The 14055-nt window shown below is 69.1% G+C and carries 13 protein-coding genes; 4 read left to right on the top strand and 9 right to left on the bottom strand.

Annotation, left to right across the window (positions count from 1 at the left end; genetic code table 11):
- Positions 1–55 precede the first annotated feature (55 nt).
- Entirely contained in the window at positions 56–1615 is a 1560-nt protein-coding gene (locus tag IG08_RS0103755; protein ID WP_030596204.1) for an FAD-binding oxidoreductase, read from the bottom strand.
- A gap of 466 nt (positions 1616–2081) precedes the next feature.
- On the opposite strand from IG08_RS0103755, the gene IG08_RS0103750 reads away from it, so the two are divergent.
- Positions 2082–2918 carry an SCO4651 family lipoprotein gene (locus tag IG08_RS0103750; RefSeq protein WP_030596202.1) on the top strand — a complete coding sequence of 279 codons (837 nt, stop codon included), beginning with the start codon at positions 2082–2084 and terminating at the stop codon, positions 2916–2918.
- Between the two features lie 95 nt (positions 2919–3013).
- Positions 3014–3193, top strand: a complete 180-nt coding sequence (locus IG08_RS0103745) for a hypothetical protein (RefSeq protein ID WP_030596200.1) — start codon at positions 3014–3016, stop codon at positions 3191–3193.
- Between the two features lie 39 nt (positions 3194–3232).
- On the opposite strand, the gene IG08_RS0103740 is transcribed toward IG08_RS0103745, so the two are convergent.
- The gene (locus tag IG08_RS0103740; RefSeq protein WP_030596196.1) at positions 3233–3577 is read right to left on the bottom strand and encodes a metal-sensitive transcriptional regulator; all 345 of its coding nucleotides are present in this window, start codon (positions 3575–3577) and stop codon (positions 3233–3235) included.
- A 206-nt stretch (positions 3578–3783) separates the two neighbouring features.
- Here IG08_RS0103740 and IG08_RS0103735 point away from each other — a divergent pair, with 206 nt between their 5' ends.
- A complete protein-coding gene (locus tag IG08_RS0103735) occupies positions 3784–4404 on the top strand; it encodes a DUF47 domain-containing protein (RefSeq protein WP_030043659.1) in 621 nt (206 codons plus the stop codon).
- 7 nt (positions 4405–4411) lie between these two features.
- Positions 4412–5410 (top strand): inorganic phosphate transporter, encoded by a 999-nt coding sequence (locus tag IG08_RS0103730; RefSeq protein WP_030596193.1) that lies wholly within the window; start codon positions 4412–4414, stop codon positions 5408–5410.
- Positions 5411–5834: 424 nt separating this feature from the next.
- On the opposite strand, the gene pstB is transcribed toward IG08_RS0103730, so the two are convergent.
- The 7 genes from pstB to IG08_RS0103695 form a co-directional block, all read right to left on the bottom strand.
- Complete coding sequence (gene pstB / locus IG08_RS0103725; protein WP_030596191.1) at positions 5835–6611, bottom strand: phosphate ABC transporter ATP-binding protein PstB; 777 nt, start codon at positions 6609–6611, stop codon at positions 5835–5837.
- A gap of 40 nt (positions 6612–6651) precedes the next feature.
- Positions 6652–7713 carry a phosphate ABC transporter permease PstA gene (gene pstA, locus IG08_RS0103720; RefSeq protein ID WP_030596189.1) on the bottom strand — a complete coding sequence of 354 codons (1062 nt, stop codon included), beginning with the start codon at positions 7711–7713 and terminating at the stop codon, positions 6652–6654.
- Positions 7710–8714 (bottom strand): phosphate ABC transporter permease subunit PstC, encoded by a 1005-nt coding sequence (gene pstC / locus IG08_RS0103715; RefSeq protein ID WP_030596186.1) that lies wholly within the window; start codon positions 8712–8714, stop codon positions 7710–7712. Before pstC ends, pstA begins: the two co-directional genes overlap by 4 nt.
- Before the next feature lie 112 nt (positions 8715–8826).
- Positions 8827–9948, bottom strand: coding sequence for a phosphate ABC transporter substrate-binding protein PstS (gene pstS, locus IG08_RS0103710; RefSeq protein WP_030596184.1), 1122 nt, complete (start codon positions 9946–9948; stop codon positions 8827–8829).
- A 233-nt stretch (positions 9949–10181) separates the two neighbouring features.
- Positions 10182–10616, bottom strand: coding sequence for an NUDIX hydrolase (locus tag IG08_RS0103705; RefSeq protein WP_030596182.1), 435 nt, complete (start codon positions 10614–10616; stop codon positions 10182–10184).
- A gap of 23 nt (positions 10617–10639) precedes the next feature.
- Positions 10640–11683 carry a CHAD domain-containing protein gene (locus IG08_RS0103700; RefSeq protein ID WP_030596181.1) on the bottom strand — a complete coding sequence of 348 codons (1044 nt, stop codon included), beginning with the start codon at positions 11681–11683 and terminating at the stop codon, positions 10640–10642.
- The gene (locus IG08_RS0103695) at positions 11664–13892 is read right to left on the bottom strand and encodes an RNA degradosome polyphosphate kinase (protein WP_030596179.1); all 2229 of its coding nucleotides are present in this window, start codon (positions 13890–13892) and stop codon (positions 11664–11666) included. The genes IG08_RS0103700 and IG08_RS0103695 overlap by 20 nt, the downstream gene beginning before the upstream one ends.
- Between the last annotated feature and the right edge of the window lie 163 nt (positions 13893–14055).

Raw genomic sequence — 14055 nt, 5'->3', positions numbered from 1 at the left:
CGCAGTTCCCCGCGCCCCTTCGGGCGCGGCCCCCAAGTCCGCTTGGAATGACCCGCTACAGCGCCTGGGGGTACGTGAAGAAGCGGTTCGGGTCGTACTGGTTCTTCAGCTTTGTCAGGCGGGTCGCCGCATCGCCGTAGTACGCCTTCCGCCAGTCCTTCAGCGTCGGGTCCGCGTAGTTCTGGTAGGCCGCGCCCGAAGCGTACGGCTTCATCGCGTCGTGGGCTCCCGTCAGCCAGGACTGGGACGCGGCGCCCGACGTGCCCGACCGCCAGGCCGCGATGTACTGGGCCAGCATGCGGGAGCGGCGGTGGACGAAGGCCGTCGCCGTGGGGGAGACGCGGTTGACCGCTCCGCCGAGGGCGGTCAGCGCGATGTCGCCGGAGCCGCCGCGGACGCCCTGCACCTGCTTCAGCATCGTCTGGATTCCGGCCGCCGAGATCGAGCGGTCGAAGAAGTCCGACTTCGCGGCGTACGTCTCGCGGTTCAGCGCGCCCTGCGGGGAGCGGCCGGGGGTCGAGCCCGGCAGGTGGCACTGGGCGTCGGTGGAGTAGGAGGAGCAGCCCGCGTAGACCTCCATCGACTCCTCGTACGAGCGGCGCTTGAGGGAGACACTGCTCGCCGGGGAGCCGACCCGGTCGGCGAGGCGGTCGATCGCGTTCTGGAGTTCGCCGTACGTGCCGAGGGAGAAGGCGGCGACCGAGACCGTCGGGGTGCCGTTCGCGTGGTTCGACAGGTGCAGGGACGACCAGATCTCGTCGGGCTGGGTCGGGCCCCACTCCTGCCAGGCCCTCACGACCGCGGCCGCCTTCGCCCATGGCCAGCTCATGTACGCCGATACGGCCTGGGGAGCGGGGTGGGTCTTGAAGTGCAGTTCCGTCACGACGCCGAAGTTGCCGTTGCCGGCGCCGCGCAGGGCCCAGAAGAGGTCCGTGTTCTCCGTGGCGTTCGCGGTGAGCTGCTTGCCGTCCGCCGTGATCAGGGTGGCCTGGGTGAGGCTGTCGCAGGTCAGGCCGTAGGCCCTCGACACGACTCCGTGGCCGCCGCCGAGGGTGAGGCCCGAGACGCCGACGGTCGGGCAGGAGCCCGCGGGGATCGTCACACCCTTCGCCGTGAGTGCGCGGTAGACGTCGATCAGTTTGGCGCCGGCGCCCACCACTGCCGTGCCGTTGCCGGTGCGGACGCGGTTGAGCTTCGAGACGTCGACGATCAGGCGGTTGTCGCCGGACGACCAGCCGCCGTAGGAGTGGCCGCCGTTGCGGATCGCCACGTGGATGTCGTGGGCGCGGGCGTAGGAGAGGGCCGTACGGATGTCGTCCGTGCTCGAGACGTAGGCGACCGCTGCCGGCTTCAGTGCGTCGAAGCGGGTGTTGTAGAGCTGGTGGGCCGCCTGCCAGTCGGCGTCGCCGGGGCGGATCAGGGTGCCGTCCAGGTCGCGGGCGAGGGCGGACCAGTTCGCGGGGGCGGCGATGGTGGTGCCGGGGGCGCGGGAGGAGGCGGACGTCTTCGTGGCGGTGTTGCTCTGCGCCGCGTCGGCGGAGTCGCCGCCCTTGCAGGCGGTGGCGACTGCCGCGAGCGCGGCTGCGCCGCCGCCGATGAATGTGCGCCGTTCCATGTCTCCGTGCCTTCCGTCAGCCCGTCGTTGGCTTCTGTGCAACGAGACGGGGTGTTGGGGCCGTGGGTTCCATGGTGCACGGGGTTGGGGGTGGGTGCGCAGCCCGGCGTTGCGGGGTGCCGCTTCTTTGGGTCGGGAGCGATAGCCCCGCAGCTACGGCAGCTACGGCAGCTACCGGGCTAGGACGTATGTCCTTCCGCGTCCGCCCTCGCCATACTTCTCGCTCTTCTTGCCGGCCCGCGCCAGCCGCAGGTGCAGCGGGCCGAGCAGAAGCGGCCTTGTTCGACCGTTGTCGTTCGGTGTTCCGGATGGTTCAGGGGTGGGGGAGTCCTGTCCTGCTGTGCCACGCCGACAACGTTACCCAGGCTTCGTAAAGGGCCGGTATGCGTGACGGCCCCACCTACCCGTCGTTAACCGGAACGACAGGGGGCCCGTGACGGACGTACCGGCTGGGGGTAGGCAGGCGATGGCGGAGCGGCGGCGGCTGAGGCGTGCGGGTGGGGCGGTGGTCGCAGCCTGTGTGGGTCTGGTGGGGGTGAGCGGGTGCGCCCAGGGCGAGGGCGGTTCCGCCGATGCCCGGGCCGGTGGAGATGCCGTCGAGGTCCTCCACCAGGCCGCCGACGCGCTGGTGAGCGCGGGGAGTTCCAAGGCCCGTACCTCCATGGAGATGGCCACCGGCGGGACCCGGGTCACCATCCGGGGCGAGGGTGTGTACGACTACCGCGTGCGGATGGGGCAGTTGAAGGTGCTGCTGCCGCAGGATCCGGCGGGGCAGAGCGAGCATCGGCCGATTACCGAACTGCTCGCGCCCGGCGCCCTGTTCATGAAGAACCGGGGGGCCGGGGTGCCCGCCGACAAGTGGGTGCGGGTCGATACGGGGACTCTGACGGACGGGAATCTCGTCACCGGCGGGGTCACCGATCCGTTCCTCGCCGCCGAGGTGCTGCGGGGGGCGCGGACGGCGACGTATGTGGGGAGGACCGAGGTCGCGGGGGCCGCGGTGCGGCACTACCGGGGGGTCGCGGATCTGCGGGTGGCGGCTCAGGGCGCCTCCGCCGCGAACAAGGGGCCCCTGGCCGCCGCGGCGAAAGGGTTCGCCACCGCCCGGGTGCCGTTCGACGTGTACCTCGACGACGACGGCCGGATCCGCAAGGTCAGGCACCGGTTCAGCTTCGTCAACGGGCAGCAGAAAGGGACCGTCGCGGTCGCCTCGACGACGCTGCTGTACGACTTCGGGGTGGCCACGGACGTACGCCTGCCGAAGGATCAGGACATCTACGCCGGCAAGATCGCCGAGGGGTGAGGGGCCGTGACGGGCGTCAAGAACTAGCCCGTCCGTGCCATGCGCGGTGTGTAGGCCGCTCCCTACTCTAGGAAGTCGGTAACGGCAGAGAAGAGGTGACGCACGTGGCTCCGGTCGGCGGTACGGCAGTTCAGGACCACGTGGCCCTCGCCGAGATCGAACTGTGCGGAGAGCTGATCATCGCGGCGTCGGCCGCCGACGAGGACCGGCTCAGCCTGGAGAGCATCGACGAGGTGCTGAAAGTGGCCAAGGAACGCGCGGACGCCTCCGGCTGATGAGCCGGGGCGTCCCGTTCCGTCGAAAGGCCGGGTGACTCACGTCCGCAGCAGGCGGCCGATCGCCTTCGTCGCTTCCTCCACCTTCGCGTCGACCTCGGCACCGCCCTCGAGGGCCGCGTCGGCGACGCAGTGGCGCAGGTGTTCCTCCAGGAGCTGCAGGGCGAAGGACTGCAGGGCCTTGGTGGAGGCGGACACCTGCGTGAGTATGTCGATGCAGTAGACGTCCTCGTCGACCATGCGCTGGAGGCCGCGGACCTGGCCCTCGATACGGCGCAGGCGCTTGAGGTGCTCGTCCTTCTGCTTGTGGTAACCGTGCGTGGCGGTCGCCGTGTTCGTGGTGTTCTCGGAGGACGCCGTCGTGCCGGCCTCTGTGGTCGTCATCGCATCCACCGCGCCTTCCAAGGACTGCAGACATATACCCCTACTGGGTATATCGTACCGAACTTTGCCGGGTATAGGGCCTGCGGAAGGCCCCCGTGCCGACCACTCTGCCTGATGGGCGACACTGGGGGACGGCCCATTAGCCGTGGCCGGATGATGCACTTAGCATCAGCCTGACCGAAACCGATGCACCCCGAGGACCCCTTGTGCGCTTTCGTCTGACCCCCAGGGAGACGAGCTTCTACGACATGTTCGCCGCCTCCGCGGACAACATCGTCACGGGCTCGAAGCTCCTGATGGAACTGCTCGGGGCGGACACCGCCGGCCGGGCCGAGATCGCAGAGCGTATGCGGGCTGCTGAACACGCCGGTGACGACGCCACCCACGCGATCTTCCATCAGCTGAACTCCTCGTTCATCACGCCCTTCGACCGCGAGGACATCTACAACCTCGCGTCCTCCCTCGACGACATCATGGACTTCATGGAGGAGGCCGTCGATCTGGTCGTCCTCTACAACGTGGAGGAACTGCCGAAGGGCGTCGAGCAGCAGATCGAGGTGCTGGCGCGGGCTGCCGAGCTGACCGCGGAGGCCATGCCGAACCTTCGGACGATGGACAATCTGACGGAGTACTGGATCGAGGTCAACCGGCTGGAGAACCAGGCCGACCAGATCCACCGGAAGCTGCTGGCCATGCTGTTCAACGGCAAGTACGAGGCCATCGAGGTGCTGAAGCTCAAGCAGATCGTGGACGTGCTGGAGGAAGCGGCCGACGCGTTCGAGCACGTGGCGAACACGGTGGAGACCATCGCCGTCAAGGAGTCCTGAACTCTTCATGGACACCTTTGCGTTGATCGTGACCATCGGGGTCGCGCTCGGATTCACGTACACCAACGGCTTTCACGATTCGGCGAACGCGATCGCCACGTCGGTTTCCACGCGCGCTCTGACGCCTCGGGCGGCGTTGGCGATGGCCGCGGTCATGAATCTCGCCGGTGCTTTTCTGGGGTCCGGGGTTGCCAAGACCGTGAGCGAGGGGCTGATCGAGACGCCCGAGGGGTCCAAGGGGATGGGGATCCTCTTTGCCGCTCTGGTCGGGGCGATCACCTGGAATCTCGTGACGTGGTACTTCGGGCTGCCGTCTTCTTCGTCCCATGCGCTTTTCGGCGGCATGGTGGGGGCCGCGCTCGCGGGTGGTACGACCGTGTACTGGTCCGGGGTGCTCGAGAAGGTCGTCATCCCCATGTTCATCTCGCCGGTGGTGGGTCTGCTCGCCGGTTATCTGGTGATGACGGCGATCATGTGGATCTTCCGGCGGGCCAATCCGCACAAGGCGAAGCGCGGGTTTCGGATCGCGCAGACCGTTTCTGCGGCGGGGATGGCGCTCGGGCATGGTCTGCAGGATGCGCAGAAGACCATGGGCATTGTGGTGATGGCGCTGGTCATCGCCGATGTCGAGGACTACGGCGATCCGATTCCGGTGTGGGTGAAGATCGTCTGTGCCGTGATGTTGTCGCTGGGGACGTATGCGGGTGGGTGGCGCATCATGCGGACGCTGGGGCGGAAGATCATTGAGTTGGATCCGCCTCAGGGGTTCGCTGCGGAGACGACCGGTGCGTCGATCATGTTCACTACGGCGTTTCTGTTCAAGGCGCCGATCTCCACCACCCATGTCATCACCTCCGCGATCATGGGTGTCGGTGCGACCAAGCGCGTGAACGCCGTGCGGTGGGGTGTCGCCAAGAACATCATCCTGGGCTGGTTCATCACGATGCCGGCGGCGGCGATCGTAGCCGCGTGCTCGTTCTGGATCGTGAATCTGGCGTTTCTGTAGGGCTGGGCTGGGGGTTGCCTCGCGGCGGAGCCGCTGACGGACGCAGCTCGCCCCCGCCGCCCCTACCCGTCCCATCACCAGGGGCTCCGCCCCTTCGACCCCGCTGGGGGCTGTGCCCCCAGACCCTCCTTCGGCCTGGACGGCCTCGTCCTCAAACGCCGGACGGGCTGGAAGTTGCCGTGAACGGCGCTGGGAAGCGAACGCCGGACAGGCTGAGAGATGCCGGCTGTCGTTGAAAAGGTGCGGCGCTGTGAGGGATCGGGATGGCCGTGCTCGTCCTCTGACGCCGGGCGGGCTGAGAGGTCGGTCGGCGTTGGACAGGTGCGCCCCCCCATACGCCAACGGGCCCGCCCCTTGTGCAGGGGCGGGCCCTTCTCGGCCTCGCGGTGGCACCGCCATGCAGCACCGCGAGGGGTCTGGGGGCTCAGCCGAAGCGGCCCGAGATGTAGTCCTCCGTGGCCTGGACCGACGGGTTGGAGAAGATGCGCTCCGTGTCGTCGATCTCGATCAGCTTGCCGGGCTGGCCGACGGCGGCGAGGTTGAAGAAGGCCGTGCGGTCCGAGACACGCGCCGCCTGCTGCATGTTGTGCGTCACGATGACGATCGTGAAGCGTTCCTTCAGCTCGCCGATCAGGTCCTCGATGGCGAGGGTGGAGATGGGGTCGAGCGCTGAGCACGGTTCGTCCATGAGGAGGACCTTGGGCTGCACCGCGATCGCCCTCGCGATGCACAGGCGCTGCTGCTGGCCGCCCGAGAGGCCGGAACCCGGCTTGTTCAGGCGGTCCTTCACCTCGTTCCAGAGGTTCGCGCCCTTGAGGGACTTCTCGACCACGTCCGCCAGCTCGGCCTTCTTGTAGCTGCCGTTCAGGCGGAGGCCGGCCGCCACGTTGTCGAAGATCGACATCGTGGGGAAGGGGTTCGGGCGCTGGAAGACCATGCCGACCTCGCGGCGGACCGACACCGGGTCGATGCCCTGGCCGTAGAGGTCCTCGTCGTCCAGGAGGACCTTGCCCTCGACGCGGCCGCCGGGGGTGACCTCGTGCATACGGTTCAGCGTGCGCAGGAACGTCGACTTGCCGCAGCCGGACGGGCCGATGAAGGCCGTCACCGAGCGGGGCTCGACCGTCATCGAGATGTCTTCGATCGCCTTGTGGGCGCTGTAGTAGGCGGTCAGACCGCTTACGTCGATTCGCTTGGCCATGTCTCTACTTCACTTCCGGATTCAGTCGCCGATGGCCGCGTCAGCGACCGGTCTTCGGGGCCTTCCAGCGGGCGATGCCGCGGGCCACCAGGTTCAGGATCATCACGAAGGCGATCAGCGTGAGCGATGCCGCCCATGCCCGGTCGTAGGCCGCACCCGAGCCCGCGCTGTTCGCGTACTGCTGGTAGATGTACAGCGGCAGCGACGCCTGCGCACCCTCGAAGGGGTTGGCGTTGATGAACGGGTTGCCCCAGACCAGGAGCAGGACGGGAGCCGTCTCGCCCGCGATACGGGCGATCGCCAGCATGATGCCCGTCGTGATGCCGCCGATCGAGGTCGGCAGGACCACCTTCAGGATGGTGCGCCACTTCGGGATGCCGAGGGCCAGACTCGCCTCGCGCAGCTCGTTCGGGACGAGCTTGAGCATCTCCTCGGTGGAGCGGACCACGACCGGCATCATCAGGATGGCCAGGGCCATCGAGCCGGCGAAGCCGAAGGGCTCCATGTCGAGCATCAACATCAGGCTGAGGATGAACAGGCCCGCGACGATCGACGGGATACCGGTCATCACGTCGACGAAGAAGGTGATGGCCCGGGAGAGGTTTCCGCGCCCGTACTCCACCAGGTAGACCGCGGTGAGCACGCCGATGGGCGCGGCGATCACCGTGGCGAGGCCGACCTGCTCCAGGCTGCCGAGGATGGCGGCGTAGATGCCGCCGCCCGGCTCGGTGTCGGCGACGACACCCATGGAGTGGGTCAGGAAGTAGACGTCCAGGACTTTTACGCCCCGGGCCACGGTCACCCAGACCAGGGAGACCAGCGGCACCACGGCGAGCAGGAAGGAGACCCAGACGAGCGAGGTCGCGATGCGGTCCTTGGCCTGACGGCGGCCCTCGACGCGGGCGGCGATGCCGAACGTACCGAGGAGGAAGAGGATCGCGGCGATCAGGCCCCACTGGACCTTGCTGTCGAGACCGGCGGCCAGGCCGATGCCGACGGCGACGGCGAGGGAGCCGGCGGCGATGGCGTACGGCGACCACTTGGGGAGGCTGGCGCCGCGCAGCGTGCTGGCGGGCTTGTCGGCGATGGCTGCGTGGCTCATGCGTTGGCCCCCGAGTACTCCTTGCGGCGGGCGATGATCATGCGAGCCGCGCCGTTGACCAGCAGGGTGATGACGAACAGGACCAGACCGGAGGCGATCAGCGCGTCACGGCCGAACTCCGTCGCCTCGCCGAACTTGCTGGCGATGTTCTGGGCGAAGGTGCCGCCGCCCGGGTCGAGCAGGCTGGACTGGATGTCGAAGGTGGGGGAGAGCACGGTGGCCACGGCCATCGTCTCGCCGAGCGCACGGCCGAGGCCGAGCATCGAGGCGGAGATCACGCCGGAGCGGCCGAAGGGCAGCACCGCCATGCGGATGACCTCCCAGCGCGTGGCGCCGAGGGCCAGGGCCGCCTCTTCGATCATCTGCGGGGCCTGGCGGAAGACCTCGCGGCTCACGTTGGTCACGATCGGCAGGATCATGATCGCGAGCAGGATGCCGACCGTGAGCATCGAGCGGGGCGCTCCGCCCTGCCAGGAGAAGATGCCGGTCCAGCCGAGGTAGGTGTCCAGCCAGCCGAAGAGGCCGTTCATGTGCGGTACGAGGATCAGGGCGCCCCACAGGCCGTACACGATGGACGGCACGGCGGCGAGCAGGTCGATCACGTACGAGATGGGGCCGCTGAGCTTCCGCGGGGCGTAGTGCGTGAGGAACAGCGCGATGGCCACCGCGATCGGGACCGCGATGACCATGGCGACGATCGAGGAGACGACCGTGCCGAAGGCCAGAACGGCGATGCCGAACTTCGGCGGGACGAGGCCGGTGTTCCACTCGAAGGTGGTGAGGAAGTTGGCGTCGTCCTTGCTGATCGCGAGGGACGCGCGGTAGGTGAGGAAGACCGCGATCGCGGCCATGATCACCAGCAGGAAGATGCCCGACCCGCGGGAGAGGCCGAGGAAGATCCGGTCACCGGGTCGGGTGGCGCCACGGGCCGCGCGCTTCTGCTCGGCCGAGACGGGCTGGGGAGTGGGGGGCGGAGTGTCGGTTATCTGTGTGGATTCCATCGGGTTCTCCGGTCTGCGGAGCCGTACGTGCTGTGCGGTTCCTGGCGGCGGTGCACCGGACGGTGCGATCCGGTCCCGGGGTTTCAGTGCCCGGGACCGGACCGCACTCGGATTAGCTCAGGCCTTCGATGGTGGTGCGGACCTTGGCGATGATGTCGTCGGGGATCGGGGCGTAGCCGATGTCCGCGAGGGTCTTCTGGCCGTCCGTGGAGGCGATGTAGCGCAGGAACGCCTTCGTGGCGGGCAGGGTGTCGGCCTTGTTGCCCTTGTCGCAGACGATCTCGTACGTGACCAGGGTGATCGGGTAGGCGCCGTCGGCCTTGGTCGCGTAGTCCAGCTCCAGCGAGAGGTCCTTGCCGGTGCCGACGACCTTGGCGGCCGCGATCGCCTTGGTGGCGTTCTCGACGGTGGCCTCGACCGGGGCGGAGGCGCCCGTGTCGATGGTGACCGGCGTGATGCCGTCCTTGGCGTACGACAGCTCCATGTAGCTGATGGCGCCGGGGGTCTGCTTGACCTGCTGGGCGACACCGGAGGAGCCGGAGGCGGACTGGCCGCCCTTGGCCTGCCAGGCCTTGCCACCGGAGTACTTCCAGTTGGCCGGGGAGGCGGCGATCAGGTACTTGGTGAAGTTGTCCGTGGTGCCGGACTCGTCCGAGCGGTGGAACGCCTGGATCTTCAGGTTCGGGAGCTCGACGTCGGGGTTGAGCGCCTTGATCGCCTTGTCGTTCCAGTTGGTGATCTTGCTGTCGAAGATCTTGGCGAGCGTCTCGGCGTCCAGGACGAGCTTGTCGACGCCCGAGACGTTGAAGCCGACCGCGATCGGGCCGCCGACCATCGGGAGGTCGATGCCCTGGCCGCTGGAGCAGACCTCCTTGGAGGCGGTGACCTCTTCGGGCTTCAGCGCGGAGTCGGAGCCGGCGAAGGCGACCTGGCCCTGCGTGAACGCGGTGACGCCGGCGCCCGAGCCGCCGCCCTTGTAGTTGATCTGCACGCCACAGGCGGCGGAGAACGCCTTGACCCAGGCGTCGATCGCGTTCTTCTGCGCGGAGGAGCCGTCGGCGAGGAGCTGACCCTTGGCGTCGTCGCACTTGATGTCGCTGGCGGCGGCGGTCGAGTTGCTGGCACCGTCGGTGGTGCCGGTGTCGTCGGAGCCGCACGCCGTGAGGGCCAGGGCGCCGGAGACGGCGAGAGCACCGAGAGCGAGGGCCCGCCGGTTCATGCGCTGAAGCTTCACTGAGGGAATTCCTTCCAGGAGCCGCCGTCCTGAATCCGGCGGCGTGCGAAGACTGGGTGATGCGGATACGTCATCGAGGTGTGCTCCCGAGAAGCGGTCCGCACCGCGTAAGGCTGAAATTAGGCAGATCAGGTGAAGGCGCCGATGGCCGTAAATGAACGGGGGGTGAACCCCTGTAGACGGTGCGGTGAGGTCACGGAACGCTTACGTCGAGGACACAGAGCGATTCCGGACTATGTCAGGTGCAGAGAGGCCAGCAGGGCGTCCACCAGGGTGCGGTCCCTCGGTTGGGTCAGGCGGTTTCTGGCGGCCGTCGGGGGGAGCCAGAGGATGCGGTCGACCTCGGTGTTCGGGGTGAAAGCGCCCCCGGTGGCCTCGGCCGTCCAGTAGCGCACCTCCTTGGGGCGGCCGTTCGCGAGATAGCGCGCGGTGGGCAGCGTGGCGCCGGGCGCGGCCCGGTAGCCGGTTTCCTCCTCGACCTCGCGCAGCGCGCCGGGGAGGGCTTCCTCGCCACGCTTCAGCTTGCCCTTGGGGTGGGACCAGTCGTCGTACTTGGGCCGATGGACAAGGCAGACCTCCAGTTCACCGTCGACGGGGGAGCGGCGCCACAGGACGCAGCCGGCTGCGTGGACGGTGCTGTTGTCCGTGCTGTTGTCGGGAGAGCTCACGGGGTCTCGTGCCTCCTCGGGTTCTACGACGTGCTGACCGCTTCCTTCTGCCAGGCGCGCTGGAAGGCGAATCTCGCGCCTTCCACCTCGTGCCGCTGGTCGGCGTGGAGCACGCCGAGCGCGTACGCGGTCGCCGGAGCGATACGGGGGGTGCGGGCCGCCTGGGCGGCCGCGGCCGCCGCCTCCGAGGCGTCCCGGTGGCGGTCGAGGGCCTGGCCGGCCGCGAGCAGACGTACGTCCACCGGTGCGGTCTCGCCGTAGAGGACCTCGCGCGCGTAGCGGTGCAGGCGCAGCAGGAGGCGGACCTGGTGCCAGGGGGTGTCCTGGGGGTGCGGGGCCGGGTCCGGGGAGAGGCCGTGGATCAGGGCCTCCGCGTTGTAGGGGTGGCCCGCGGTGACGAGGGGGAGGGCGGTGACGGCGTCCGTGAGGCGTTCCTCGGCGGCCGTGGCGAGGGGGCGCAGGTCCGTGACGGTGGCGGTCTTCACCAGCGGGACCTCGCTGGCGAGGACGGCGATGTTGTCGGCGACCGCGTGGAAGCGGGAGGAGCCGAGCGCCTGGAGGGCGGTGCTGTGCGCCCGGGTCCTGGCGAGGGTCAGCTGCCGGTCGAGCAGCGCGCCCGCCTTGGCCGCGCCGACCGTGAGGTTCCCGCGGTCCGTGGCCGCCTCGGTGCGCGTACCCGCCTGGGCCGGGAAGTCCGCCGCCGAGCCCGACAGCCGGTGCAGCGCGAGCAACAGCCGCTCCAGGCGGGCCTGGCAGGCGTACTCCAGCGCCAACGTGCCCGACAGCCACGCCAGTTCGGGGCGCATGCGCTCCGACCAGTCGGCGTCCAGCAGCGGGCGGAAGGTGTGCAGGCTGCCGCTGATACGGCGGACCGAGCGGCGCAGGGCACGCGCCGCGTCGACGGGTTCCCCCGCGCCGTTCGCACCGGCCGCCGTACCGCCGGCCTCGCGGTGCAGCCGTAGGGCGCGGAGGAACTCCGTGGCCTGGGCCCGCAGGTAGCCCGCGAGGGCGTCCCCGGTGACGGGCCTGGCCACAGGGTCCGTCGGGTCAAGGTGTTGCTGTGCCACGCCGGCGCCTCCGGGCGTCTATGAGCATCTCCTGGACGTTGCGCAGGGGTTGGCCGTCCGCGTCGGTCGCGTGCCGGATCCACTCGCCGTCCGCGCCGAGGTGCCAGGAGGCGGTGGCGCTGGACATGCCGGTCTCCAACAGGCGGTTCAGGGCTGCGCGGTGGGCCGGGTCGGTGACCCTGACCAGGGCCTCGATGCGGCGGTCGAGGTTGCGGTGCATCATGTCGGCGCTGCCGATCCACACCTCGGGCTCGCCGCCGTTGCCGAAGGCGAAGACCCGGGAGTGTTCGAGGAAGCGGCCGAGGATGGACCGTACGCGGATGTTCTCCGACAGGCCTGCCACGCCCGGGCGGACCGCGCAGATGCCGCGCACCCACACGTCGCACTCCACGCCCGCCTGGGAGGCGCGGTACATGGCGTCGATGATCGCCTCGTCCACCATCGAGTTGACCTTGATGCGGACGAAGGCGGGACGTCCGGCACGGTGGTGCTGGACCTCCTTGTTGATCCGCGCGATCAGGCCGTCGCGAAGGGACTTGGGGGCGACGAGGAGACGGCGGTACGTCTCGCGGCGGGAGTAGCCGGAGAGGCGGTTGAAGAGGTCGGAGAGGTCCGCGCCGACCTGCGGGTCGGCCGTCAGCAGACCCAGGTCCTCGTACAGCCTCGCGGTCTTCGGGTGGTAGTTGCCCGTGCCGACGTGGCTGTAGCGCCGTAGCGTGTCGCCTTCCTGGCGGACCACCAGGGACAGCTTGCAGTGGGTCTTCAGGCCGACCAGGCCGTAGACCACATGGCAGCCGGCCTCCTCCAGCTTGCGCGCCCACTTGATGTTGGCGTGCTCGTCGAAGCGGGCCTTGATCTCGACCAGGACGAGGACCTGCTTGCCGGCCTCGGCGGCGTCGATGAGCGCGTCGACGATCGGGGAGTCGCCCGAAGTCCGGTACAGGGTCTGCTTGATGGCGAGGACGTCGTCGTCCTCGGCGGCCTGCTGGAGGAAGGCCTGCACCGACGTCGAGAAGGAGTCGTACGGGTGGTGCAGCAGCACGTCCCGGTTGCGCAGGGCGGCGAAGATGTCGGCCGCGGACGCCGACTCGACCTCGGCCAGGTCGCGGTGGACGCCGGCGATGAACTTCTTGTACTTGAGCTCGGGCCGGTCTATGGAGGCGATGCGGAAGAGGCCCGTGAGGTCCAGGGGGCCCGGCAGCGGGTACACCTCGGCCTCGCTGATCTTCAGCTCGCGGACGAGGAGGTCCAGCACCTCGCGGTCGATGGACTCCTCGACCTCCAGGCGCACCGGCGGGCCGAAGCGGCGCCGCATGAGCTCCTTCTCCAGGGCCTGGAGGAGGTTCTCGGCGTCGTCCTCCTCGACCTCGAGGTCCTCGTTGCGGGTGAGCCGGAAGGCGTGGTGCTCCAGGACCTCCATGCCCGGGAACAGCTCCTCCAGGTGGGCGGCGATGACGTCCTCGATGGGGACGTAGCGGCCCGGGGAGCTCTCCAGGAAGCGGGACAGCAGCGGCGGCACCTTGACGCGGGCGAAGTGGCGGTGGCCGGTGACGGGGTTCCGTACGACGACCGCGAGGTTCAGCGAGAGGCCCGAGATGTAGGGGAAGGGGTGCGCCGGGTCGACCGCCAGCGGGGTCAGGACCGGGAAGATCTGGTGCCGGAAGAGCGTGAAGAGGCGGGCCTGCTCCTTCTCGGTCAGCTCGCTCCAGCGGACCAGGTGGATGCCTTCCTCCGCGAGCGCGGGGGAGATGTCCTCGTGGTAGCAGGCGGCGTGCCGGGCCATCAGCTCGCGGGAGCGGGCCCAGATCATCTCCAGCACCTCGCGCGGCTGGAGGCCGGAGGCGGAGCGGGTGGCGACGCCGGTGGCGATACGGCGCTTCAGGCCGGCCACCCGGACCATGAAGAACTCGTCCAGGTTGCTGGCGAAGATCGCGAGGAAGTTCGCGCGCTCCAGCAGGGGCGTGTTCGGGTCCTCGGCGAGTTCCAGGACGCGCTCGTTGAACGCGAGCCAGCTGCGTTCCCGGTCGAGGAAGCGGCCCTGCGGGAGCTGGGGTCCGTCGAACGGCGACTCCTCGTACGCGTCGAGGTCGGCGTCGATGTCGGGTTCCAGGTCGGACACCACCGCCGACACGGTGTGCGGGCGGTGCGCGGCTATGGAGCCCACGGAGGGCTGCGCGTGCTGGACCTTCTGGGCGTTGGGCTGGCTCATGGACCCATTCTTCCGCGCCACGGGCGAAACGGGCGCGTCGGAAAGCGCGGGCGGGAGCGTGACGGCGACCCGGAGGTCTCCGTTCCCCGCAGGACCCTCGGGGGGCGGCGAAGGCTCTGGCACGGCGGGCTTCATTCGGTGAGGGTCGCAAGCCCGTCTGAAC

This window comes from Streptomyces fulvoviolaceus (genome assembly GCF_000718165.1).
GTDB classification, from domain to species: domain Bacteria; phylum Actinomycetota; class Actinomycetes; order Streptomycetales; family Streptomycetaceae; genus Streptomyces; species Streptomyces fulvoviolaceus.
Note: the sequence above shows the minus strand (reverse complement) of the source record. Positions and strands in the feature narration are given on the sequence as shown.